The organism is Pandoraea oxalativorans (assembly GCF_000972785.3).
Lineage (GTDB): Bacteria > Pseudomonadota > Gammaproteobacteria > Burkholderiales > Burkholderiaceae > Pandoraea > Pandoraea oxalativorans.
The window spans coordinates 5157917-5183284 of sequence record NZ_CP011253.3 but is presented as its reverse complement, the minus strand read 5'-3'; the positions used below and the strand labels follow the sequence as shown (position 1 = coordinate 5183284).

The window sequence follows — 25368 nt, the reverse complement described above, 5'->3', positions numbered from 1 at the left end:
GTAAGGTTTCGGTTACGAGGTGGGCGACGAGGCGATGATGTGGCGAGGCGCCGAGGGACGGGAGCAAAGCACAAAAAAACAGCCGGCATTTGCCGGCTGTTTTCGTACCGCGCCGCTACCGCGCAACCATCGGAATCAGCTGCGACCGAGGATAAAGCCGAGCACCAGAGCTGCTGCGGCCACCGTACCAACGGTCTGCCACGGGCGCTCGTGTACGTAGCCATCGGCCTCTTCCCAGACTTCATTGGCGCGACGGCGCAGATTCGCACGTGCATCGCCGAAGTCGTCGCGCGCCTGACGCAGCTTGTCGCCGATCTCCGCACGAAGCGCTTCGACATCCGACGCCGACTTGGCGTTGGATAGCGCGTGGTCCAAATCGTCGAGCAGATCGCGGACTCGCGACGACACATCGCCGCTTGCCAACCGCGCAGCGCGCGCCGTACGACGACCGGCAAAGCGTGCGTCTTCCAGGCTGCTGTTGAGTGCCGTTTCCGCTTTCGAGGCAATTCCCATTTTCAGACTCCCAAGAGGTGGTATTGAAATGCGACGTCCGGTAAGCCCGGGAGGACGAACGTCGGTGGAACCCTGAGGCGAGCGGCCATTATGGCCCGCCCACTTGCGTGCGTACACCTGGACAGACAGTTTTGAAAAAAAGAAAGTTGCGGCGTGTTGGCTGAAGATAATGTCGGAATACGCCGACATGCGCCGAGATGGTGGCTATCGCGCCCGGAAATGCGAAAACGCCGCACAGGGCGGCGTTTTCGGTACAACTTGATGCGAGTTGACGCAACTTGCGTCGTGCGGCGACTTAGAAGCGGTAGCCGAGCGACAGGAACGTCACGACCGGGTTCAGCTTGACCTTCGCTTCGCTGGTCGTCGTGATCGGACCGCGCGTCGTCGTCAGCTTGGCCGTCGTGCTCACCGGGATGTACGACACCGAGAATGCCAGCGTCCAGTGCTTGTCGACGTTCCAGTTCAGACCTGCGTTGAACACCGGTGCCCACGAGTTGGTGAGCGATGCGGTGGTGTTGCCACCCGCGCCGCCGGTCAGGCTTGCGCTGGCCAGTTGCTGGAAGCCCGGCGTCAGTTCGATGTTCGAGTACCAGAAGTAGCTCGCGCCGATACCGAGGAACGGACGCCATGTATCACCCGCCTTACCGAAGTAGTACTTCAGCAAGATGGCCGGGCTCCACTGCTTGGCCGAAGCCAGCGAGCCTCCGCCCGGCAGCGCCAGGCTGCCCGTGCCATACAGGCGGAACTTGGGCGGCACGCCGAACACGCCTTCGACGGCGATGTTGTCGGTGAAGAAGTGGGTCAGCGTGAGGCCGAGCGTGTCGGCGTCATCGACATTGGCACCCGTGTTGCCCAGACGGCTGTTCACCACATTGGCCAGTCCCGGGACGTTCGATCCGGTCACGTGCAGCGGATCACTCGAAACCTGGGGCGAGAGATGGAACCAGCCTGCGCTGACCATCGTATCCCCGGCTTGCTGTGCGAAGGCGGCCCCCGATGCCGTCAGCATAGCCGCGGCAGCAATCGTCAAATGCTTCAACTTCATCGATTTCGTCTCCTGCTCAAGATTCTTTATTGTCGAGAATTTCGTTAAATGAAATTCAGGGCCATTATGCCGACCGTGGAAATTCGCGGATAGCGCGACTCTGGAGGTGTCGCTCTAAAGGTGTTGTATCCACGCATCGACCTATGGAATGCCCCTAGGAAAAAGCGCTGGACGAAAGAAAAGCGCGCCCTTATACGTCTGGCACGCTTTCGGAAATAACTGCGGAGTCCGATATTCTGGCCGCAACTGTCGGAACGCAATTAGCGTCCCGCCTGCTGGGTTTAGAACTTGTAGCCGACCGATACGAAGGTCACAATCGGGTTGAGCTTGATTTCGGCGTCGGACGACGAGAGTACCGTTCCGTCCTGCGCCTTGATTTTGATGTTCGCAGTGGTTTTGAGTGGCAGGTAGGAGACCGACGCCCCGGCGACCCAGTGCTTGTCGAATGCATAAGAAACACCGGCGTTGAAAACCGGTTGCCACGACGCCGACGATTTGGCTTCGACCGTCGTCGGCCCGTTATGTCCGGAAGTAAAAGCCAGCACACTGCCGAAATTCTGATTTAGCGCCGCTTCAAAATTCGGATTGAGATTGACGTTCGTGAAGAATGTATAACTCACGCCGACACCCAGAAAAGGGCGCCACGTCGAATTGGCTTGACCAAAGTAGTACTGCAGCACGAGCGCTGGGCTCCACTGGCGCACACTTTGCACGATCGGGTTGTTTTGTGCCGCGCCGAGGTCGATACTCGTGAGCGCACCGGCCAGTCCCGGTGGCGCAATCACGCCTTGTCCGGTGAGCTTGAACTTGGCCGGCACGCCGGCCACGGTCTGCAGGGCGATGTTGTCGGAAAAGAAGTGCGTGATGACGAGCCCGAGCGTGTCGGCGTTGCTGACCTTCGCGCCGCTGCCGGGTGAAGTAAAGTTCGATGGCACCAGTGTAGGTGTGAGGCCCTCCTGAGTGACGCTGGTGGTCATCGGTTTGCTGGAGTCCTGCGGGGCGATGTGGAACCAGCCGAGGTTGACGACGTTATCGCCTGCTTGTTGTGCACTGGCGCTGGTGGACGCCAGGGAAATGCCGAGTCCGAGCGCGCATAAGCACGCCGCGGACCGATAGGTCCGAGTTGTCATTTGTCTTTCCTCCCAAGATTATTTATTTATTTTTCGATGCATTATGCGCTTGGGATTTCGGTGCGCAATCGTCGGATCTAGAACTTTTGTACGAATCAACGGGGTTTAGCTAGATATCAGTATTTAAAGAGATTTTTCATGGTGAAAGTCTCTCGCAAATCGTGATGTCCAGCTTTAAAGCATTACATTTGAATCAGCATGGCCCGATTACCGAGACTCTTCATTCCGCGTCAGCCGCAGCACGTGATTCTGCGGGGCAATAACCGGCAGCCGATCTTCGTCGACGACGAGGACCGGCGCGTGTTCCACGACCGTCTGCGCGACGCCGCACGTGCCAACGGCCTGGCCATCCACGCCTGGTGCATGATGCCGAACCATCTGCATCTGGTCGCTACACCCGCCGACGAGCGCAGCCTGCCCACCACGTTGCAGGCGGTCGGCCGCTACTACGTGCTCTATTTCAACCGGCGCCATCAGCGCACGGGCACGTTGTGGGAGGGCCGATATCGCGCCACGGTGATCGAGGCGGAGCACTATCTGTTACTCGCCAGCCGCTATGTCGAGCTCAATCCCGTTCGTGCCGGTCTGGTCGACGCCCCGGGTAATTACCTGTGGTCGAGTTACAACCATCACGTCGGTCTGACGGTCGACAGTCTCGTGACGGACCACGCGCTCTATTGGGAGTTGGGCAACACGCCGTTCGAGCGTCAGCGCGCTTACGCGGAGGGGTTCTCGATTCCGCTGCCGGCGCACGAAGTCGACGCACTGCGTACAGCGACGCAGAAGGGATGGCTCCTCGGCGGTCCCGAATATCAGGCGAGAATGTCGCTCGCCGCGAATCGCCGGGTGAGCCCGCTCACGCGCGGGCGTCCCCGTAAACCGGCAGCCAACGCCCTCTGATGCAAGCCTCCGACAGGCCGGTTCCGGCTTGTCGCTCTCCCCAATAAGCTCGACAAGCGTTTGAAATTACGGATTTTTCTGTCAAATCTTCGTTGCACGAAATTAATCTGACCCCAATAAAATCAAGCCTTCTTTTGGTGCGGTTTTTAATTGGAATCTGACCCCGTTAAATTCTTTTGTCATTGTGAATTTCATGGCGTATATTCCAACTTCGGCCGATTGGTGCGATGCGGAAAACCGTGCGCGCTGAGTCGGCGCCCTGTGGCGACGCCCGAGGATGACCTCGACGCGTGCGAATCCGCAGTGCTGGCCCGCCCGGCCAACCCCACTTAACCCGGTCGACCGCGACGATCATGCGCGCGGCGGCCTCGCCAAGAGACGGTGTAACTCGTGGAAAAGAAACAGCAACCGATTGCGACGGCAGCAGCGCTGCCGGGTGAGGCGTACTTGGCGCCGGACGCACAGGGCATGTACGACCCGGCCAACGAACACGATGCCTGCGGCGTTGGCTTCGTGGCACACATCAAGGGCGTGAAGAGCCACGCCATCGTCGAACAGGGTCTGAAGATTCTCGAAAATCTGGATCACCGGGGTGCCGTGGGCGCCGACCCGTTGATGGGCGACGGCGCGGGCATCCTGCTCCAGATTCCCGACCAGTTCTATCGCGAAGAGATGGCCAAGCAAGGCGTGACGTTGCCGCCGGCTGGCGAGTACGGCGTCGGCATGATCTTCCTGCCGAAGGAACATGCATCGCGCCTGGCCTGCGAACAGGAACTCGAGCGCACCGTGAAGGCGGAAGGTCAGGTCGTGCTGGGCTGGCGCGATGTCGCGATCGATCGCGACATGCCGATGTCGCCCAACGTGAAGGCCACCGAGCCGATCATCCGCCAGATCTTCATCGGCCGTGGTCAGGACATCATGGTGACGGACGCCCTCGAGCGTAAGCTGTACGTCATCCGCAAGACCGCCAGCCACCGCATTCAGGCGCTCAAGCTCAAGCACGGCAAGGAATACTTCGTGCCGTCGATGTCGGCGCGCACGATCGTCTACAAGGGCTTGCTGCTGTGCGATCAGGTCGGCCGCTACTACCGCGACCTGTCCGACCCGCGCACCGTCTCGGCACTCGCCCTCGTTCACCAGCGTTTCTCGACGAATACGTTCCCCGCATGGGAACTGGCGCACCCGTACCGCATGGTCGCGCACAACGGTGAAATCAACACCGTGAAGGGCAACGTCAACTGGATCAACGCCCGCACGGGTGCGATCTCGTCCGCCGTGCTCGGCAACGATCTGCAAAAGCTGTGGCCGCTGATCTACCCGGGCCAGTCGGACACGGCATCGTTCGACAACTGCCTCGAAATGCTCACGATGGCCGGCTACCCGCTCGCCCACGCCGTGATGATGATGATCCCGGAAGCCTGGGAACAGCACACGCTGATGGACGAGAACCGCCGCGCGTTCTACGAGTACCACGCAGCGATGATGGAGCCGTGGGACGGCCCCGCCGCCATCGCGTTCACCGACGGTCGTCAGATCGGCGCGACGCTCGACCGTAACGGTCTGCGTCCGGCGCGTTTCGTGATCACGGACGACGACGTCGTCATCCTGGCCTCGGAATCGGGCGTGCTGCCGATCCCCGAATCGAAGATCGTCAAGAAGTGGCGTCTGCAGCCGGGCAAGATGTTCCTGATCGATATGGATCAGGGCCGCATCATCGATGACAAGGAACTCAAGGACAACCTCGCCAACGCGAAGCCGTACAAAAGCTGGATCGACGCCGTGCGCATCAAGCTCGACGAGATCGAGCCGAAGGTCGAGGAAGCCGGCGTGCATCACGACACGGCTACGCCGCTGCTCGATCTGCAACAGGCGTTCGGTTACACGCAGGAAGAAGTGAAGCTGCTGATGACGCCGATGGCGATCAATGGCGAAGAAGCCGTGGGCTCGATGGGCAACGACAGCCCGCTCGCGGTCATGAGCAACAAGAACAAGACGCTCTATCACTACTTCCGTCAGCTGTTCGCGCAGGTGACGAACCCGCCGATCGACCCGATCCGCGAAAACATGGTGATGTCGCTGGTGTCGTTCATCGGCCCGAAGCCGAACCTGCTCGACACGAACAACATCAACCCGCCGATGCGTCTCGAAGTGTCGCAGCCGGTGCTGGACTTCAAGGAAATTTCGAAGATCCGTCACATCGACAAGTACACCGGCGGCAAATTCCGCTCGTACGAGTTGAACATCTGCTACCCGGTTGCCTGGGGCAAGGAAGGTATCGAAGCGCGCCTCGCCTCGCTGTGCGCGGAAGCGGTCGACGCCGTGAAGTCGGGCTACAACATCCTCATCGTCTCGGACCGTCTGACGAACCGCGAACAGGTCGCCATTCCCGCGCTGCTCGCCACGTCGGCCGTGCACCAGCATCTGGTGGCACAGGGTCTGCGTACGAGCACGGGCCTCGTGGTCGAAACGGGTTCGGCGCGTGAAGTGCACCACTTCGCACTGCTCGCAGGCTACGGCGCAGAAGCCGTTCACCCGTACCTCGCGATGGAAACGCTCGCACAGATCGCTCGCAAGCAAGGCGGCGACCTGACGCCCGAGAAGGCCATCAAGCACTTCGTGAAGGCCGTCGGCAAGGGCCTGCACAAGGTCATGTCGAAGATGGGCATCTCGACGTACATGTCGTACACGGGCGCTCAGATTTTCGAAGCGATCGGTCTGTCGCAGGAACTGATTCAGAAGTACTTCCAGGGCACGGCGTCGAACGTCGGCGGTATCGGCATCTTCGAAGTGGCCGAGGAAGCGGTGCGTCTGCATCGCGATGCGTTCGGCGACAACCCGGTGCTCTCGAACATGCTCGACGCCGGCGGCGAATACGCATTCCGCATTCGCGGCGAAGACCACATGTGGTCGCCGGACGCCATCGCCAAGCTCCAGCACTCGACCCGCTCGAACTCGTACCAGACGTACAAGGAATACGCGAACCTCATCAACGACCAGAGCAAGCGCCACATGACGCTGCGCGGTCTGTTCGAGTTCCGCGTCGATCCGCAGCGCGCGATCCCGCTCGACCAGGTGGAATCGGCGAAGGACATCGTCAAGCGTTTCGCTACGGGCGCCATGTCGCTCGGTTCGATCTCGACCGAAGCGCACGCTACGCTGGCCGTCGCCATGAACCGTATCGGCGGCAAGTCGAACACGGGTGAAGGCGGCGAAGACCCGCGTCGCTATCGCAACGAACTCAAGGGCATTCCGATCAAGAAGGGCGAATCGCTCGCCTCGATCGTGGGTCACGACGTCATCGAGACGGACATCGAACTGCAAGACGGCGACTCGCTGCGCTCGAAGATCAAGCAAGTCGCCTCGGGCCGCTTCGGCGTGACGGCGGACTATCTGGTCTCCGCCGATCAGATCCAGATCAAGATGGCGCAGGGCGCGAAGCCGGGCGAAGGCGGTCAGTTGCCGGGTCACAAGGTGACCGAGTACATCGGCAAGCTGCGCTACTCGGTGCCGGGCGTGGGTCTGATCTCGCCGCCGCCGCACCACGACATCTACTCGATCGAAGATCTGGCACAGCTCATTCACGATCTGAAGAACGTGAACGCGTCGTCGTCGATCTCGGTGAAGCTCGTGTCGGAAGTCGGCGTGGGCACGGTGGCGGCCGGTGTCGCGAAGGCCAAGGCCGATCACGTGGTGATCGCCGGTCACGACGGTGGTACGGGGGCATCGCCGCTCTCGTCGGTGAAGTACGCCGGCACGCCATGGGAACTGGGCCTGGCCGAGACGCAACAGACGCTGGTGCTCAACCGCCTGCGTGGTCGTATCCGCGTGCAGGCCGACGGTCAGATGAAGACCGGTCGCGACGTGGTGATCGGTGCGCTGCTCGGCGCAGACGAATTCGGCTTCGCGACGGCACCGCTCGTCGTCGAGGGCTGCATCATGATGCGCAAGTGCCATCTGAACACCTGCCCGGTCGGCGTCGCGACGCAAGATCCGGTGCTGCGCAAGAAATTCCAGGGCAAGCCGGAGCACGTCGTCAATTACTTCTTCTTCGTGGCCGAGGAAGTGCGCGAGATCATGGCGCAACTGGGCATCGCGAAGTTCGACGACCTGATCGGTCGCGCCGATCTGCTCAACACCAAGTCGGGTGTCGAACACTGGAAGGCGAAGGGTCTCGATTTCAGCCGCATCTTCCACCTGCCGGAAATGGAAGCCGACGTTCCGCGTCTGCACGTCGAGACGCAGGACCACGGTCTGGCCGGTGCACTCGATCACGCACTGATCGAGAAGGCAATGCCGGCGCTGGAGAAGGGCGAGCACGTCTCGTTCATCCAGCCGGTGCGTAACCGTAACCGTACGGTCGGCGCGATGCTCTCGGGCGAAGTGGCCAAGCGCTACGGTCACGAAGGGCTGCCGCAAGACACGATCCACGTGCAGCTCAAGGGCACGGCGGGGCAGAGCTTCGGCGCGTTCCTCGCACGCGGCATCACGCTGGACCTCGTGGGCGACGGTAACGACTACGTCGGCAAGGGTCTGTCGGGCGGTCGCATCATCGTGCGTCCGACCAACGACTTCCGTGGCAATGCCGAAGACAACATCATCGTGGGCAACACCGTGATGATCGGCGCCATCGAAGGCGAAGCGTTCTTCAACGGCGTGGCCGGCGAGCGTTTCTGCGTGCGTAACTCGGGCGCAACGGCGGTCGTGGAAGGCACGGGCGACCATGGTTGCGAATACATGACGGGCGGCACGGTGGTCGTGCTGGGCGAGACCGGCCGTAACTTCTCGGCAGGTATGTCGGGTGGTGTGGCTTACGTGTACGACGCTGACGGCACGTTCGCCGCCAAGTGCAACACGGCGATGGTCGCGCTCGATCCGGTGCTGCCGCACGGCGAGCAGGAGCGTACGGTGAGCCAGGGTCTGTGGCATCGCGGCCAGACGGACGAGGCACAGCTGCGCGAGCTCATCGAGCGTCACTTCCAGTACACGGGCTCTACGCGTGCGAAGGCGCTGCTCGAAGACTGGGACGGCGCACGCCGCAAGTTCGTGAAGGTGTTCCCGAACGAATACAAACGCGCGTTGGGCGAAATGGCCAAGGCGGGCGACAAACAAGCACTGGCGGCCTGAACCCGCTGGCGCGGTCACGCCGCGCGGGGTGAGGGCCCCGCAGGCGTGCCGCGCGCGGGTGAGGCACGGTAACCACAAAACTTTCCGACTGAAGAAACATGGGCAAGGTCACAGGTTTTCTCGAATTCGAGCGCCAGAGCGAGTCTTACGAAGCACCGCTGGCACGCGTGAAGCACTACAAGGAGTTCGTACTCGCGCTCTCCGACGATCAGGCAAAGGTGCAGGGCGCACGCTGCATGGACTGCGGCATTCCGTTCTGCAACAACGGTTGCCCGGTCAACAACATCATTCCCGACTTCAACGATCTGGTGTATCGCCAGGACTGGAAGTCGGCCATCTCGGTCCTGCACTCGACCAACAACTTCCCGGAATTCACGGGACGTATCTGCCCCGCGCCGTGTGAAGCGGCCTGCACGCTGAACATCAACAGCGACGCCGTGGGCATCAAGTCGATCGAGCACGCGATCATCGACAAGGCCTGGAGCGAAGGCTGGGTCGAGCCGCAACCGGCCAAGCACAAGACCGGCAAGACGGTCGCCGTCGTCGGCTCCGGTCCCGCCGGCATGGCGGTCGCGCAGCAACTCGCGCGCGTCGGCCACGACGTCACCGTGTTCGAGAAGAACGATTGCGTGGGCGGCCTGCTGCGTTACGGCATTCCCGACTTCAAGCTGGAGAAGTGGCTGATCGACCGCCGCATGCGCCAGATGGAAGCCGAAGGCGTGACGTTCCGCACCGGCGTCTACGTGGGCAAAGATGCCCCCGACGCGCACATCAACAACTTCTCGAAAGAGACGATCACACCGGACCAGTTGCAGGCGCAGTTCGACGCCGTGGTCATCGCAGGCGGTGCGGAACAGCCGCGCGACTTGCCGGTGCCGGGCCGTGAGCTCGAAGGCATCCATTACGCGATGGAATTCCTGCCGCAGCAAAACAAGGTCAACGCGGGCGACAAGCTGGCGAACCAGATGCTGGCGACGGGCAAGCACGTGATCGTGATCGGCGGTGGCGACACCGGATCCGATTGCGTGGGCACGTCGAACCGTCACGGCGCGAAGGCGGTCACGCAGTTCGAACTGCTGCCGCAGCCGCCGGAGCAGGAAAACAAGCCGATGGTGTGGCCGTACTGGCCGACCAAGCTGCGCACGTCGTCGAGCCACGAAGAGGGCTGCGAGCGCGACTGGTCGGTGGCCACGAAGCGCTTCGAAGGCAAGAACGGCAAGGTCGAAAAGCTGATCGCCGTGCGTCTCGAATGGAAGGACGGCAAGATGCAGGAAGTGCCGGGTTCCGAGTTCGAGCTGAAGGCCGACCTCGTGCTGCTCGCGATGGGCTTCGTCTCGCCGCTGCAAACGGTGCTCGACGCGTTCGGCGTGGACAAGGATGCGCGCGGCAACGTGCGTGCCTCGACCGAAGGCGAGCGTGCCTACACGACGAACCTGCCGAAGGTGTTCGCGGCCGGCGACGTGCGTCGCGGTCAGTCGCTGGTGGTGTGGGCGATTCGCGAAGGCCGTCAATGCGCCCGTGCCGTGGACGAGTTCCTGATGGGCCATTCGGAACTGCCGCGCTAAGGTCTGGCTAAGTTGGACATGCGCACCTTCGGGTGCGTACGGTTTGTGCCTGCCAAAACCACAAATACGGGGTGGTTGTGATTTGAGAGGAGGGGCGCGGAGGTAGGCATCTGCGTCACTGTGAAGAAGCCGTCCGGATGGAAACGTCCGGGCGGTTTTTTCTTGCCTGTTCCTCCCGTGTCGCCCGCCGTGCGTCGCCACCCCGCGGATCCTCTAAATTCTGTAGATCGCTAAATATAAGACGTCATACAACAAGACGTCATTTCGTCGCATTCACATGTGAGATAACTCTCCCAACATGTGCAAACTTCAGTATTGATAAGGCTTTTAGCGGCGCGATGGTGAATCCGCTGAAAGACTAGGGATTATCCGTAAACCGCGTAATCTTTCATTGTCATCGTACATCTTCTGACGTAGGATGCCTCTCCAAGCAAGCGCGATGCTTGCCATAAAAATATCCACGAAAGAGAGACAACCATCATGGCACTGAAGATCAAAGGCCTGCGCTGGTGGATGATCGGACTGCTGACGCTCGGCACCGTCATGAACTACCTCGCACGTAGCTCGCTTGCCGTCGCCGCCCCCACGGTGATGAAGGATCTCCACATCACGACCCAGCAGTACGGCTGGATCACGGGCGCGTTCCTTGTGCTGTATCCGATCGGCGCCCCCATCACCGGTTATCTGATGGACCGTATCGGTCTGCGTCTGGGCTTCCTGTTGTGCGGCGTGATGTGGTCGGTGGTTTGCATGCTGCATGGTCTGGCCGACGGCTGGGTGGGTCTGTTCGTGCTGCGCGGTCTGCTGGGTCTGGCCGAAGCGTCGTTCATCCCGGCGGGCATGCGTGCCGCCGCGTTCTGGTTCCCGTCGAAGGAGCGCGCGCTCGCCGCCGGTATCTTCAACATCGGCACGTCCATCGGCGCGATCCTCGCACCGCCGCTGATCGCGTGGTCGATCCTGCGCTACAACTGGGAGACGGCATTCGTCATTGCCGGTGCACTCGGTCTCGTGTGGGGCGTGCTGTGGTTCGCGTTCTATCGTCACCCGACGGATCACCCGGCGCTCTCGCAGGCCGAGTCCGACTACATCAATGAAGGCCGCGTGGTCGATGCCGCCGCCGATGCCCGCAAGCCGAACCTCGGTTCGATCCTGCGTCAGCGCAACTTCTGGGGCATCGCGCTGCCGCGCTTCTTCGCCGATCCGGTGTGGGGCACGATCGTGTTCTGGATGCCGCTGTACCTCAATCAGGCGCGCGGTTTCGATCTGAAGACGATTGCCGCGACCGCGTGGTTGCCGTTCGTCGCGGCCGATATCGGGTGCCTGATGGGCGGCACGGTGTCGGTGTGGCTGAACAAGCACTTCAAGATTACGATCTTCAACGGCAAGCGCGTCGTGTTTACCATCGGCGCGATCATCATGACGGCGATGTGCGGCGTGGGCTTCGTGAAAGACCCGATGACGGCGATCTTCCTGCTGTGCCTCGGCGGCTTCGCGCACCAGACGCTCTCCGTCACCGTGATCTCGATGTCGGCCGACCTGTTCCAGCGCAACGAAGTGGCGACGGTCACCGGTCTGGCGGGGCTGTCCGCCGGGATCGGCAACCTGCTCTTCACGCTGGTGATCGGCACGTTTGTGACGGCAGTCGGCTACGCGCCGTTCTTCGTGGCACTGGGGCTGGGCGATCTGATCGGCGCGGTGATTCTGTGGACGGTGGTCAAGCCGCATATCACGGGCACGGCCACGCCGTCGCCGGTGCAGGCGCAGATGCGTAAGGGCGGGAACGGTGCAGGTGTCGACGTGAACCGGACCGCGAATGCCTAGCCAGCGAGACGACTGAAGATTTAACGTACGCCGCGCCGCACACTCCCCCCTTGGGTGTGCGGCGCGGGGTCGGTTTTGTTGTACCGATGAATCAGGAGCAAAAAGGATCACTATGAGCCAGACTTCCGGCAAACCCTTCCGCCGTCTTCTGCTGACTGGCGCTGCGGGCAACCTTGGCAAACAACTGCGCGGCAAGCTCGCAGAGTGGGCGGACATCGTGCGCGTGAGCGACATCGTGCCGATCACCGACACTGCGCCGCACGAAGAGTCGATGCAGGTCGACCTCGCCGACCGTGCGGCCGTGCACGCGCTGCTCGAAGGCGTCGATGCGCTGGTGCATCTCGGCGGCGTGTCCGTCGAAGCACCGTTCGACGACATCCTGCAAGCGAACATCCTCGGTCTGTACAACGTCTACAGCGCCGCGCAGAAGCAAGGCGTGAAGCGCATCATCTACGCCAGTTCGAATCATGCCGTCGGTTTCCATCCCGTGACGGAAGTGCTCGACGTCGACGCCCCGCATCGTCCCGACGGCATGTACGGCATCTCGAAGTGCTTCGGTGAAGACCTCTCGCGTTACTACTTCGACCGCTTCGGCCTCGAGACCGTGTGTCTGCGCATTGGCTCGTCGTTCGAACAGCCGAAGAATCCGCGCATGATGGTGACGTATCTGAGCTACCGCGACTTTATCGAACTCGTGCGTTGCTCGCTGTTCACGAATCGTGTCGGTCACGCGATCGTTTACGGCGTGTCCGACAACCCGACGCTGTGGGTCGACAACACCAAGGCGGCGTTCCTCGGTTTCCGTCCCCAGGACAGCTCGGCCGAGTTCGCCGGTCTATTCCCGGCCAAAGCGCCCGATCCGCAAATGGACGACTGGACGCAACGCTTCCAGGGCGGCCCGTTCGTGCTGATGGGGCCGATGGAGCCCAAGGCATGACGGGGGACGGCGTCTGCATCGAGCGCCTGGAGCCGTCGCGCGAGACACCTCACGCGGTCGGCGAAAGCCCGCTATGGCGTGCCGATGAACAGGCGCTCTACTGGGTCGACATCCCGGTAAGGCAACTGCATCGCGTAACGCCCGCCAATGGCGAACACCGTCAGTGGACATTCCCCGAGCAGGTCGCATGCTTCTCGTTCGACACAGCGGGCACGTTGCTCGCCGCGTGCGAAACAGGCGTGTTCGCCGTGCAGTTGGGCGCGCCGGGCGATGTGGCTGCGTCGGCGTGGACGCGTCTGGCCGCGCCCGAATTTCCTGCTTCGGGCATGCGCTTTAACGATGGACGTTGCGACCGTCAGGGCCGCTTCTGGGCGGGCACGATGGTGGCGGATATGTCGCTCGCAAGCGACGCGGGTTCGCTCTATCGCTTCGATGCAAAGGACGGACTGTCCGCACAGCTCGTCGACGGGCTCGTCACGCAGAACGGCCTCGGCTTTTCGCCGGACAGCCGAACGATGTATCTGAGCGATTCGCACCCGACGGTGCGTCGCGTGTGGGCGTTCGATTTCGATGCGGACAGCGGCACGATCCGCAACCGTCGCCTGTTCGTCGACATGAACCAGTATCCGGGGCGTCCCGATGGTGCGGCCGTCGATGCCGACGGGTGTTACTGGACGTGCGCTAACGATGGCAGCCGTCTGCTGCGCTTCACGCCGGTGGGCGTGCTGGACCGCGAGATCGTGTTGCCGGTATCGAAACCGTCGATGTGCGCGTTCGGTGGGCGCGACTTCGACACGTTATTCGTTACGTCGATTCGCCCCGGCGCGAATGCGAACGAACACGACGGCCATGTCTTCGCCGTGCGATGCGGTGTGCAAGGATTGCCGGAAGTGCCCTATTCGGGCGCGCTGCCGGTAAGAAGCGTGTAGGCGGGGGTACGAAGGTGGCGACGCCGCGCAGTAGTGCACAAGCGGCGCGCACTGAAGCGGGTCCGGGTTGGCTGGCTTACACAACGGCCATCCGGTGAGGCGGCGGGACGTCGGGGCGATCGTGGTGTTCGCGCCGGCGTCCCGTTTTGCCATGCAGACGGTGGGTTAATGCACGAAGTCAGTCGAGACGAGCGACTTGCCGCGCGTCTCGGGCAGCAGCAACGCGCACACGACGACGAGCAGATAGCCGCCGCCCGCGACCATCCCGATGGCCTTCACGAGCGAGCCGGTCTGCGCGAGTGTGCCCACTGCGATGGGGAAGAACGAGCCGATGCCGCGCCCGAGGTTGTAGCAGAAGCCCTGACCCGAGCCGCGAATGTGGTTCGGATACAGCTCCGTGAGATACGCACCGATGCCCGCGAAAATGCCCTGCACGACGATGCCCAGCGGGAAGCCGAGCAGCAGCATCGCGCTGTCGGTGATCGGCAGCATCGTGTACACCATGCCGAGTACGAACGACGCGACGGCGAAAAAGATGAACGCGCCACGGCGTCCGAGCTTGTCCGAGAGAATCGCTCCGACGATGTAGCCCACGAACGATCCGACGATCAGCACGATCAGGTAGGCGCTCGTGTTAAACACCGACAGACCGCGCACCGTCTTCAGATACGTCGGCAGCCACGTCGTGATCGCGTAATAGCCACCGAGCATGCCGGTGCACAGCAGACTGCCGAGGATCGTCGTCTTCAGATGCTCGGGCGCGAAAATCTGCGTGAAGTTGCTCTGCAACTGACCCTCGGCGATCTTGCGGCGCGTTTGCGTGAAGATCTCCGGGTCCGACACGTTGCGGCGCACGTAGACGATCCACACCGCAGGCAGAATCCCGATCCAGAAGCACGCACGCCATGCGTAGCCTTCATCGAGCACTGCGAAGAAGAACCAGTACAGCAGCGCGGCGGCCGCCCAGCCGACCGACCAGCTGCTTTGTACCGTGCCGACCGCTTTCGCGCGATGTTGCGGCGAGCGGATCATCTCGCCCATCATCATCGTGACGACGGTCCACTCGCCGCCGAAGCCGATGCCTTGCAGCGTGCGCGTCACGAGCAACTGCCAGAACGAGTTCGTGAAGCCGGAGAGGAACGTGAACAGGCAGAAGGTGGCAATCGTCCATTGCAGCACGCGCACGCGGCCGTAGCGATCCGCGAGAATGCCCGCGAGCCATCCGCCGACCGCAGATGAAATGAGCGAGCTGGTCGCGATCATGCCCGCCTCGCCCTTCGTCATGCCCCACGCGGCAATGAGCGTGGGGATCAGGAACGAATAGATCATGAAGTCGAACGCGTCGACGGCATAGCCGCTGAAGCCCGCATACAGGGCCTTGCGCTCCTTCGTGTTGAGTTCTTGGAACCAGGAAAAAAACGCCATGAAAACTCCTCGGTGGATCGTGTGCTTGTCGTTATGTGTGCGACGTGTGGTTGTTGTGTATCGATGCCGGGCATCGAGGGTCGGGTCCACGTCTGACCCGGTGATCGGCGGGTGGTCAGGGCTACATCAGAGTGTCAGGCCGCCATCGACATGAATCACCTGACCGGTGATTTGTCGCGCGTGCGGGCCGAGCAGGAAGGTCGCGAGGGCGGCGATGTCGTCGGGTTCGCAGAGGCGTCCGGTCGGTGTGGCGTCGGCCGCGCGCTGCCATGCGGCCGGATCGATGGCCGAGTGGCCGCTGTCCTTGCGTGTGTAGCCGGGCGCGACGCAATTGATCGTCACCCCCGCGCGGGCGTATTCGGCGGCGGCGCTTTTCGCTAACGCTTCGATGGCCGCCTTGGCGGCGGCTGTGGCCGGAAATCCGGGTTGGTTCGGCGCGAAGCGATGCGCCACGAACGAGCTGACGGCGACCACGCTGCCTTGCGACGAACGTTGGAGATCGGGCAGCGCGTGACGCAACAACGCGGCGAATGCACCGGGCATGGCGGCGAGCGTGCGCGCGAAGGCGTCGTCGTCGATGTCGGCCAGCGACTGGCGCGTGGCGAAGCCCGCATTGCTCACGATCTGGTCGACGGGACCGAAGGCGTCATGCGCGGCGTCGATGAGTCGCGCGGCGGACTGCGCGTGCGTCAGGTCCCCACACCACGTGGCGCACCGCGCGCCTACGTCTTCGCATGCACGACGCACCTCGGCGAGCCGCGCCTGACTGGCGTCGGACGCGCCGCGTGTGTGCAACAACAAGCGGGTGTCAGGGGAAGCGAGACGGCGGGCGATGGCCGCGCCGATGCCGGAAGCGGCGCCGGTGACGACAACGGTGCATCCGTCGCGCTGAGATGAATTCGGCGACCGGCCGGACGAGGAAGCTGGAGGAGTCACGATGAGCCCGGAGTTTGCCTGATGTTTGCCTGCTGGGGTGCTCGTGATTATGCCAAACCGCCTCGGTGCCGGAACAGCCGCGTCAATATTATTTACGAAGTGAACAAAGTGGATGAGTCGCCTGGTGGGAATGGCGTGGGGCGGCGTGAGAGTGTCCGCCCCCAGCGCCGTCATCAAGTCGTCACTATGCCGTCGCTATGCCGTCGCTACACTGCGCCGACGACCCGAGGCGGTTCGATCTCGTTCACCGCGTGCAACGTCATCGTGTGCTGATGGAAGCGGGCCAGCGTGTCGCGATGGGCCACACTGACGATGGCCGTGTCCGGCAGCCGCGCGTGCAGTGCGTCGTACACGGCTTCTTCGGTCTCGACATCGAGCGCGCTCGTCGCTTCGTCCAGAAACAGGAAGTCGGGCTTTTGCAGCAGCGCGCGCGCGGCCGCCAGTCGCTGTTGCTCGCCGCCGGAGAAACGCCGTGCCCAATGCGCCGAGGTCAGCAACGCGTCGCCGTATTGCCCGAGGTTCACGGCGCTCAGGGCTTGGCGGCACTCGGCGTCGGTAAACGTGTCGGGCGGCGAAGGGAACGCGAGCGCGGCCTTGAGCGTGTCGATGGGCAGATAGCTTTGCTGGGAGAGGAACAACACGCGGGCGTTGGCGGGGACTTCGATGCGTCCGCTGCCGAACGGCCACAGACCGGCCAGTGCGCGCAACATCGTGCTCTTGCCGCAACCCGAGCGGCCACGCACCAGCCAGCGCGATCCGGGGGCGAAGGCGAACGAACCGGGAGCCGCGAGCGGCACGCCGTTCGGCAGCGACAGCCGCAGGTCGGCGGCGGTGTAGGCCGCGACGTCGCTTGCCGTCACCACGGCGATGCCGTCTTCGGGGTGCGGCGTGGCGTCGATGACGCGTGTGAATTCGCGCAGACGGTTGATCGTCGCCTTCCAGTCGGCCAGCGTCGAGAAGCTGTTCACGAACCAGGAAAAACCGTCGCTCACTTGCCCGAAGGCGTCGATGATTCGCATCAGCACGCCCAGCGTGAACGCGCCTGCGAAGTAACGCGGTGCTGCCGCCATGATCGGAAAGACGATGGCGATCTGCGCGTAGATCGAGTTCGCGAAGATCAGGCGTTTCGTCACAACCATGATCTGCCACCAGTTCTCGCGCACCGCACCGAACGCCGACTTCAGACGCGACAACTCCGCGCCTTCGCCCCGATAGAGCGCGACCTGCTCGGCCGATTCACGCAGCCGGACCAGCAGAAAACGAAAGTCGGCTTCGACCTGTTGTTGCCGATAGCTGAGACCCACAAGGGGGCGACCGACCTTGAAGATCAGAAACGAACCGACGATGGCGTACAGCGCGGCTACCCACACCATGTAGCCCGGAATCGTCACGTTCATTCCTGCCAGCGCGAAGGACACCGCACCCGAGATCGTCCACAGAATCGTGATGAAGGAGAACAGCGAGACGAGCGTCGTCAACAGGTCGAGCGACAGCGCGAGCGACGAATTGACGAGCGTGCGGATGTCTTCGGAAATACGCTGGTCGGGGTTGTCGGCGAGGTGGTCGCGCTCGATACGGTAGTAGGCGCGATGGGCGAACCATTTTGTGAGGTTCGCGTCCGTCACCCACTGACGCCAGCGGATCTCCAGCATCTGACGGAAGTAAGTGCGAAACGTCGCGATGATGATGAAGCTGAATGCCAGCACCGCAAATTCGACGAGCGACGACTTGAAAACCGGCCAGTTGCGCTTGTCTAGGGCGTCGTAAAAGCCTGCGTTCCACGCGTTGAGCCGAACGTTGATGAACACAACGGCCAGGTTCAGTGCGATCACGAGCGCGAGCAGGCGTCGGCCCTCCCAGCGCTTCTCCGAGACCCAGTAGGGACGGATCAGTTGCCAGGCGGTGGGATGGCTGGGTGGTTTGGGCGGCGGTGTGGCGGTGTCGCCCGAGGGCTGCGGGGCGGAGGGCGTGTGGGTCGGCGTGTTGGCCATGATCGTCGGGCGGCGCAGCCGCAGTGGGGCAACGTTGTTATCTATACGTTTGGCACATATGGCCCATTTGACCGCAGTTCCCGATGGTGCGTTGCACGATTTGAGGCCCGAGCCGCGTGTGACGGGGATTTTCAGTTTACGGACCGTTACAAGCGACCGGAATCACGGGCAGGAGATCTCAAAAAACGAGACGCGACGAGCGTGCAATCGCCCGGGAAGCCAGCTTGCACGGGCGTCGGCATCTATGTTGTAATGGCTGCGGGCGAAACAGGGGTGCTCCGTAATTGGCGTAGTCACGTCAAAGAAGTCGCGGGGCTGAGAGAGACCCTTTGCACCCGACCCGGGTAATACCGGCGTGGGAAGTTTCCGACTCCTCCATTGGGGTAAGGTGGCCATCACCGTTTCGTCCTTTTGCTTTCATGAGGAAAGGGCCCCATGCGTTGCCTTCCACAACATTCGTCGTCTTCCCCTGAGTGCCTGCGCGCCTTCGCCTTGACGGCTTGCGCGGCAATGCGCGTATGAGCGCGACGGCTGCCATTTCCACGTCGCGTCCCGCCGGGTCACGTCCTGATATTGCCGTGCTGGGCGGCGGGCTGTCCGGCCGCCTGCTGGCGTGGCAACTGATTCGCGTCGGCGCGCGCGTGGCGCTGTACGAGCGGGGCGATGCCGATGGCTCGTCCGCTGCTGGCTGGGTCGCTGCCGCCATGCTCGCGCCGCTCGCCGAGGCCGCCGTGGCAGAACCGAGCATCGTCGAGATGGGCGCGGTCGGACTTGAGCGCTGGCCCGCGCTGATCGACGGCCTTCCCGAACACGTCTTCTTCCAACGCAACGGCACGCTGGTCGTGTGGCATCAGCCCGACCGCGCCGAGGCCGTGATGTTCGATCGTCGGATGCGCGCGAATGCACCGCCCGAGCTGCTGCGTGGCGGCGTCGAGCGGATTTCGGGCGCACAACTGAAGGACGTGGAGCCGGCGCTCGCCGGACGTTTCCAGGAAGGCTGGCTGCTGCCGAACGAGGGGCAACTGGATAACCGTCAGTTGTTGCGTGCGCTGGCCGCAGGACTGGCGAAGGCGGGCGCGAACCTGCACTGGCATACCGAAATCGGCGAGGGCGAGTATCCGGACGCCGGTCTGGTCATCGACTGCCGCGGACTGGGCGCACGCGAAGCGCTCACACAGTTGCGCGGCGTGCGTGGCGAGGTTGTGCGCATTCACGCGCCGGGGATCGGCCTGCGTCGCCCGGTGCGGTTGCTGCACCCGCGCTATCCGATCTACATCGCGCCCAAGGAAAACGATCTGTACGTGATCGGGGCGACCGAACTCGAATCGGAAGACATGTCGCCGATGACCGTGCGCTCTGCGCTCGAACTGCTCTCGGCGGCGCACTCGCTGAACCCCGCGTTCGGCGAAGCGCGCATCGTCGAATTGAACGTCAATTGCCGCCCGGCGCTGCCCGACCATTTGCCGCGCGTGCAGTGGGACGGTGCACGGTTGCTGCGTGTGAACGGTCTGTACCGTCACGGCTATCTGCTCGCACCGGCGGTCACCGGCGAAGCATGCGCGTTGGCGCAGGCATTGATGCAAACGAAGGGCGCGCCGTCGGGATCGGCGGACGCGTTCGACTGGGAGACGTGGCGAGCCAGCCGGCCGTGGCCGGAACTGTTTCGTCAGGCATGAGAGGACGCGGTACGCAATGGACATCCATATCAATCAACAGATGCTGAGCGTGGCCGACACGGCGACGCTGGCCGAGGCGCTCGCCGCCTACGGCGCCAAGCCGCCTTTTGCGGCGGCGATCAACGGGCAATTCGTGCCCAAGACGCAGTACGCCGCGCGCACGCTTGCGCAGGGCGACAAGATCGATGTCGTGCAACCGGTGGCCGGAGGCTGAGATGAACGCATTCACCGAATCGAACAACGTGGCGGCAAGCAGTACGCGCGATGCGCTCACGCTCTACGACACCCGCTTCGGCAGCCGCTTCCTGCTCGGCACGGCACGCTATCCGTCGCTGCAAGCGCTGAACGATTCCATCGATGCGGCGCGTCCGGGCATGGTGACGGTGGCATTGCGCCGTCAACTCTCGGGCACCGGGGCGCAAGCATCGGAAGGTCATTTCTGGGAGACGCTGCGCCGCCTCGCGGTGCCGGTGCTGCCCAATACGGCAGGCTGCCATTCGGTGCAGGAAGCGGTGACGACGGCGCAAATGGCGCGCGAAGTCTTCGAGACCGACTGGATCAAGCTCGAACTCATCGGCGACGACTACACGCTGCAGCCCGACCCGTTCGGTCTGGTGACGGCTGCCGAGCAACTGATTCGCGAGGGCTTCAAGGTCCTGCCGTACTGCACGGAAGATCTGGTGCTGTGCCGTCGGCTGCTCGACGTCGGCTGTCAGGCGCTGATGCCGTGGGGCGCGCCGATCGGCACCGGCAAGGGCGTGATCAATCCGTACGGTCTGCGCCTGCTGCGCGACCGTCTGCCGGACACGCCGCTGATCGTCGACGCGGGCCTCGGCTTGCCGTCGCACGCCTGTCAGGTGATGGAGTGGGGCTACGACGGCGTGCTGCTCAACACCGCCGTTGCGCTCGCCGCGCAGCCGGTGGAGATGGCCGGTGCGTTCGCGGGAGCGATCAAGGCGGGACGCGCCGCATGGCTCGCGGGTCCGATGGCCGAGCGCGAGAGCGCCGAAGCCAGCACCCCGGTCGTGGGTGTGCCGTTCTGGCATCAGTCCGGTAGCTGACCTCTCCCGCTTTCATGACTAACGGCCGCGCGATGCGAGGCCGCATCAACAAGGATTTTTCATGACGACGCACGCTGACGCCGCCGGGTCTGTACCTATGCGGCACGTGCAATGCCTGCCCACCGACGCATCGCTCGCGGTGGCCTGGCAGCAGGCCGGCGACGCGATCCGCGCGCGCCTCGCACCGTGGCCGGACGAGGCGACGTCGCCGCAATGGCGTTTGCATGCCGAGACGCCCGTCAGCGCGGGGCGGTGCGATGTCGTCTGGCTGCCGCTCGTGCCCGAGCATGGATTGGGCACGGCGGCGGCCGTCAGGGTGGACGCATGGCGTGCGCAGGGTGCGGTCGTGCTTCGCTCGCACACGCTCGCGCACGGACACGTGGAAGACACGCTGTACACGCCGGATGGCGTCTATCGTGTGGCGGGTGTCGACGATCCCGCATTCTTTCCTGCGTTTGCAGCGTTTCTGGACTGCGGATTCGAACCGCACGACGCACTGGTGCTCGGCCGCGCATGGCGTACGGACGGCAGTCATGCGCGTGCGGAAGACGTCGACACGCTGGGCGCATGGCCGACCGTGCTCGAGACGTTCCCCGCCGTGCTGGGGCAGGTGCCGTCGCCCGGCCACTTTCCCGCGTGCCCGGCGCGACTGGGTCTCTACCCGGTGCTGCCCGACGCCGATTGGTGCGAGCGCATGGCCGATCTTCAGGTCGGCACCGTGCAGCTGCGCATCAAGGATCCGGCGCATCCGGGACTGCGTAGCGAGATCGCGCGCACGGTGGCGGCCGGCCGCCGCGTGACGCACGACAGCGCGTGGTTCTTCAACGATCACTGGCGCGAGGCGGCGCAGGCCGATGCCTACGGAGTGCATCTCGGTCAGGAAGACATGGCGGCGCTGCGCGCCGACGAAGTCGCGACGCTGCACGCGAGCGGCATGCGGCTGGGCATCAGCACGCACGGCTATTACGAGATTCTCGCGGCGCATCACTTTCGTCCGAGCTATCTGGCCGTCGGCGCGGTGTTCCCGACGACGACCAAGGTCATCGCCACCGCACCGCAAGGGCTGGCGAAGCTGGCGCGTTACGTGAAGCTCATCGCGCCGCATTACCCGCTGGTGGCGATCGGTGGCATCGACGCGACCAACCTGCCGCAGGTGCTCGAGACCGGCGTGGGATGCACGGCCGTCGTGCGCGCCGTGACGGAAGCCGCCGACGTGGCGGCCGCGGTCCGTTCGATGCAGAACGAATTCGCGCGACGCGTGTGAGTTTGCGGTGCACCTGCGCTGTGATTACAGTTCGCGCGTCATGAAGACGGCGCCATCGCCATAGCCTGCCAGTTTGGCGGCGATCTGTGGCGAGACGTCTGCCGTCGCCCGATATCCGAAGCGCGCCCAGAACCCCTGCGATTGCTGCACGGCCACCAACGCCGAGGCGCGCAGGCCGAGCGATTGCGCCGCCGACAACGCGGCGGCATAAAGCTGACCGGCCACGCCCGCGCCACGTGTGCGCGGTGCAAGCGCCATGTCGTGGACGTACCAGCAGTCGGGGGTGTCCGGCAGCGCGTCGAGGACGGTGTCCAGTGGCGGCGGCGCGGCCAGACGCCACGGGTGCGTGAACAGATAGCCCGCGATGGCCGCTTCCGTCGGTCCGGCCGTTCCCGCATCCATCGCCACCCAGCAAGTCTGCGGCGACAAGGCCAGACGCGAGGCGAGGGTAGCTTCCGACTCCAGCATCAAGTCGGCGTACGCCAGTGCCTGGACTGTCAGCACTTGGGGAAGGTCGCCGGGTTGCATCGGACGAATCCGAAAGTCCGGTGTCGCCGTAGACTGCGGCGCGACGGGGCGAAAAGAGGGAGGGGTAGCGCGGGACATCCCGAAGAACGATAACGAGGGCGAAACGTCGTATTGTAGCAACGGCGCAACACCGGCGTGGGGGCAGAAAACGATAAGTCCTTGGTGCCGTTGGGTTTTTGCGGCGTTACGCCTATTGGAACGTTAACGCAGCAATACGTCCGGGGCCTGTAGAATCCCGCGGGGCAGCGTCGTTCCTTGCTTTCGCCGACCCGGCGTGGGCGGCATCGAATGGCAAACCCCCCTATAATTGGCGTTTTGCGCCGCACTATAAGACCCGAAACGTGCCTACCCCGAATCCGGAAAATCTGCTCGAACTGCGCGACGTCAGCTTCGGTTATGGCGAGCGTTTGGTGCTTTCCGGGCTGAATATGCGGTTTCCCCGCGGCAAGGTCATTGCGGTCATGGGCGGCTCCGGCTGCGGCAAAACGACCGTGTTGCGTCTGATCGGCGGTCTCGTGCACGCCAGTCGGGGGCAGGTCGATTTCGACGGGACCGACGTTTCCACGCTCGATCGCGACGGCTGGTATCGCTTGCGTCGCCGCATGGGCATGCTGTTCCAGTTCGGCGCGCTGTTTACCGACATGACGGTATTCGACAATGTGGCGTTTCCGCTGCGCGAACACACCCGTCTCGACGAAGATCTGATTCGCGATCTCGTGCTGATGAAGCTCAACGCCGTGGGCCTGCGTGGCGCACGCGATATGAAGCCCGCCGAGATTTCGGGCGGGATGGCGCGTCGTGTGGCGCTGGCCCGCACGATTGCGCTCGATCCGGACCTCGTCATGTACGACGAGCCGTTCACGGGGCTGGACCCGATCTCGATGGGCATCACGGCGAACCTGATCCGTAAGCTCAACGACGCGCTGGGCGCGACGTCGATCATCGTCTCGCACGATGTCGCCGAGACGTTCGCCATTGCCGACTACATCTACTTTATTAGCGAAGGCCGTATCGCCGCCGAGGGCGCGCCCGACGCGCTGCGCGCCTCGAACGACCCGACGGTGCGCCAGTTCATCGACGCCCAGCCGGACGGCCCCGTGAAATTCCAGTATCCCGCGCCGCCGCTCGCGGAAGATTTCGGTATCGGAGCGCGTGCATGATTACCACCATCGGCAGTTTTGTCCGCGGCCATGTCGAGCGCCTGGGTTACGGTGCGCGCATGTTTCTGCGCATGCTCGGATCGAGCGCCGCGTTGCTGCGCCGTCCGCGTCTGGTGACGGACCAGGTTCACTTCGTCGGCAATTATTCGTTCGTCATCATCGCCGTCTCGGGCTTGTTCGTCGGTTTCGTGCTCGGCCTGCAAGGCTATTACACGCTCAACAAGTACGGCTCGGAGCAGGCGCTCGGTCTGCTCGTCGCGCTGTCATTGGTGCGTGAGCTGGGGCCGGTTGTCACGGCGCTGCTGTTCGCCGGGCGCGCGGGCACGTCGCTCACCGCCGAGATCGGTCTGATGAAGGCGGGCGAGCAACTGACCGCCATGGAGATGATGGCGATCGACCCGATCGCCCGCGTGGTCGCGCCGCGTTTCTGGGCGGGCGTGATCGCCATGCCGATCCTCGCCGCGATCTTCTCGGCGGTCGGCATTTTCGGTGGCTACCTCGTCGGCGTCGAGATGATCGGCGTGGATTCCGGCGCGTTCTGGTCGCAGATGCAAGGCGGCGTGGACGTATGGTCCGACGTCGCGAACGGCGTCATCAAGAGCATCGTGTTCGGCATTGCCGTCACCTTCATCGCGCTGTATCAGGGCTTCGAAGCACAGCCGACGCCGGAAGGCGTGTCGCGTGCTACGACGCGTACGGTCGTGCAGGCATCGCTGGCCGTGCTCGGCCTCGACTTCCTGCTTACGGCACTCATGTTCAGCTAAGAGGCCGGCTCGCCTGCCAAGACATAGACAGACAGTTTGCGCACACTGACACAATGAAAAAACACCCTCTCGACTTCTGGGTCGGCCTGTTCGTGGTCCTCGGCTTCGCCGCCCTCCTGTTCCTCGCGCTCAAAGCGGGCAACATGAGTTCGCTGTCGTTCTCGAAGACGTATCCGATCACGGTGCGGTTCGACAACATCGGCGGCCTCAAGCCGCGTGCGGCCGTCAAGAGCGCCGGCGTGGTGGTGGGGCGCGTGGCGTCAATCAAGTTCGACGACAAGCGCTATCTGGCCGACGTCACGCTCAATCTGGATTCGCAGTACCAGTTCCCGAAGGATTCGTCGGCGAAGATTCTGACGTCGGGTCTGCTCGGCGAGCAATACATCGGACTTGAGCCTGGCGGCGACGATCAGATGCTCAAGGGCGGTGATACGATCACGCTCACGCAGTCTGCCATCGTGCTGGAAAACCTGATCGGCCAGTTCCTGTACAACAAGGCAGCAGATGCCGGCGGCGCTCAGGCGGGCGACGCATCGGCAGCACCGGCGGCAGCGCCGGCGGCTGGGGCAGCACCGGTAACCCAAGGAAAATAAAAGAAA

At 63.4% G+C, this 25368-nt stretch carries 20 protein-coding genes and 1 riboswitch; of the genes, 13 read left to right on the top strand and 7 right to left on the bottom strand.

The annotated features are described in order from the left end of the window. Positions 1-135: 135 nt before the first annotated feature. The 3 genes from MB84_RS29175 to MB84_RS22865 all read right to left on the bottom strand — a co-directional run bounded on the left by MB84_RS29175 (position 136) and on the right by MB84_RS22865 (position 2688). Positions 136-513, bottom strand: coding sequence for an ElaB/YgaM/YqjD family protein (locus tag MB84_RS29175; protein ID WP_052652704.1), 378 nt, complete (start codon positions 511-513; stop codon positions 136-138). Positions 514-808: 295 nt separating this feature from the next. Further along, positions 809-1558 (bottom strand): OmpW/AlkL family protein, encoded by a 750-nt coding sequence (locus tag MB84_RS22870; protein WP_046290012.1) that lies wholly within the window; start codon positions 1556-1558, stop codon positions 809-811. A gap of 281 nt (positions 1559-1839) precedes the next feature. After that, on the bottom strand, positions 1840-2688 hold the full coding sequence (locus MB84_RS22865) for an OmpW/AlkL family protein (RefSeq protein WP_046290011.1): 849 nt from the start codon (positions 2686-2688) through the stop codon (positions 1840-1842). Between the two features lie 198 nt (positions 2689-2886). Between MB84_RS22865 and MB84_RS22860 the strand changes: the two genes are divergently transcribed. The 6 genes from MB84_RS22860 to MB84_RS22835 all read left to right on the top strand — a co-directional run bounded on the left by MB84_RS22860 (position 2887) and on the right by MB84_RS22835 (position 13964). After that, positions 2887-3588, top strand: coding sequence for an REP-associated tyrosine transposase (locus tag MB84_RS22860; RefSeq protein WP_046290010.1), 702 nt, complete (start codon positions 2887-2889; stop codon positions 3586-3588). 390 nt (positions 3589-3978) lie between these two features. Next, positions 3979-8712 carry a glutamate synthase-related protein gene (locus tag MB84_RS22855; RefSeq protein ID WP_425415877.1) on the top strand — a complete coding sequence of 1578 codons (4734 nt, stop codon included), beginning with the start codon at positions 3979-3981 and terminating at the stop codon, positions 8710-8712. A 98-nt stretch (positions 8713-8810) separates the two neighbouring features. Then, entirely contained in the window at positions 8811-10277 is a 1467-nt protein-coding gene (locus tag MB84_RS22850; protein WP_046290009.1) for a glutamate synthase subunit beta, read from the top strand. Positions 10278-10757: 480 nt separating this feature from the next. Further along, the gene (locus tag MB84_RS22845) at positions 10758-12098 is read left to right on the top strand and encodes an MFS transporter (protein ID WP_065225820.1); all 1341 of its coding nucleotides are present in this window, start codon (positions 10758-10760) and stop codon (positions 12096-12098) included. A gap of 112 nt (positions 12099-12210) precedes the next feature. Then, positions 12211-13035 (top strand): NAD-dependent epimerase/dehydratase family protein, encoded by an 825-nt coding sequence (locus MB84_RS22840; protein ID WP_046290008.1) that lies wholly within the window; start codon positions 12211-12213, stop codon positions 13033-13035. Continuing rightward, complete coding sequence (locus MB84_RS22835) at positions 13032-13964, top strand: SMP-30/gluconolactonase/LRE family protein (RefSeq protein WP_046290007.1); 933 nt, start codon at positions 13032-13034, stop codon at positions 13962-13964. The genes MB84_RS22840 and MB84_RS22835 overlap by 4 nt, the downstream gene beginning before the upstream one ends. Positions 13965-14129: 165 nt before the next feature. Here MB84_RS22835 and MB84_RS22830 read toward each other — a convergent pair whose 3' ends face one another. The 3 genes from MB84_RS22830 to MB84_RS22820 form a co-directional block, all read right to left on the bottom strand. After that, the gene (locus MB84_RS22830) at positions 14130-15389 is read right to left on the bottom strand and encodes an MFS transporter (RefSeq protein WP_046290006.1); all 1260 of its coding nucleotides are present in this window, start codon (positions 15387-15389) and stop codon (positions 14130-14132) included. 126 nt (positions 15390-15515) lie between these two features. Then, the gene (locus MB84_RS22825; RefSeq protein ID WP_046293171.1) at positions 15516-16235 is read right to left on the bottom strand and encodes an SDR family NAD(P)-dependent oxidoreductase; all 720 of its coding nucleotides are present in this window, start codon (positions 16233-16235) and stop codon (positions 15516-15518) included. 296 nt (positions 16236-16531) lie between these two features. Continuing rightward, entirely contained in the window at positions 16532-18316 is a 1785-nt protein-coding gene (locus MB84_RS22820; protein WP_046290005.1) for an ABC transporter ATP-binding protein/permease, read from the bottom strand. A 259-nt stretch (positions 18317-18575) separates the two neighbouring features. Then, positions 18576-18695: riboswitch (TPP riboswitch) on the top strand. A 139-nt stretch (positions 18696-18834) separates the two neighbouring features. On the opposite strand from MB84_RS22820, the gene MB84_RS22815 reads away from it, so the two are divergent. The 4 genes from MB84_RS22815 (at position 18835) to MB84_RS29170 (ending at position 22317) form a co-directional block, all read left to right on the top strand. After that, the gene (locus MB84_RS22815; RefSeq protein WP_046290004.1) at positions 18835-19992 is read left to right on the top strand and encodes an FAD-dependent oxidoreductase; all 1158 of its coding nucleotides are present in this window, start codon (positions 18835-18837) and stop codon (positions 19990-19992) included. Positions 19993-20008: 16 nt separating this feature from the next. Beyond that, a complete protein-coding gene (gene thiS / locus MB84_RS22810; protein WP_039393642.1) occupies positions 20009-20206 on the top strand; it encodes a sulfur carrier protein ThiS in 198 nt (65 codons plus the stop codon). A 1-nt stretch (position 20207) separates the two neighbouring features. Further along, complete coding sequence (locus tag MB84_RS22805) at positions 20208-21053, top strand: thiazole synthase (RefSeq protein WP_046290003.1); 846 nt, start codon at positions 20208-20210, stop codon at positions 21051-21053. 61 nt (positions 21054-21114) lie between these two features. Further along, positions 21115-22317, top strand: a complete 1203-nt coding sequence (locus MB84_RS29170) for a thiamine phosphate synthase (RefSeq protein ID WP_245725438.1) — start codon at positions 21115-21117, stop codon at positions 22315-22317. 24 nt (positions 22318-22341) lie between these two features. Here the strand turns inward: MB84_RS29170 and MB84_RS22795 are convergent, their stop codons facing one another. Beyond that, positions 22342-22845: a GNAT family N-acetyltransferase gene (locus tag MB84_RS22795; RefSeq protein WP_046290002.1), complete on the bottom strand. Its 504-nt coding sequence runs from the start codon at positions 22843-22845 to the stop codon at positions 22342-22344. 341 nt (positions 22846-23186) lie between these two features. Here MB84_RS22795 and MB84_RS22790 point away from each other — a divergent pair, with 341 nt between their 5' ends. From MB84_RS22790 to mlaD, 3 genes are read left to right on the top strand one after another with little or no spacing between them, the layout of a single operon-like run. Then, positions 23187-24005 (top strand): ABC transporter ATP-binding protein, encoded by an 819-nt coding sequence (locus MB84_RS22790; protein WP_046290001.1) that lies wholly within the window; start codon positions 23187-23189, stop codon positions 24003-24005. Then, entirely contained in the window at positions 24002-24769 is a 768-nt protein-coding gene (mlaE, locus tag MB84_RS22785) for a lipid asymmetry maintenance ABC transporter permease subunit MlaE (RefSeq protein ID WP_046290000.1), read from the top strand. The genes MB84_RS22790 and mlaE overlap by 4 nt, the downstream gene beginning before the upstream one ends. Before the next feature lie 53 nt (positions 24770-24822). Continuing rightward, a complete protein-coding gene (mlaD, locus tag MB84_RS22780) occupies positions 24823-25362 on the top strand; it encodes an outer membrane lipid asymmetry maintenance protein MlaD (RefSeq protein ID WP_046289999.1) in 540 nt (179 codons plus the stop codon). The last annotated feature ends 6 nt before the right edge of the window (positions 25363-25368 follow it).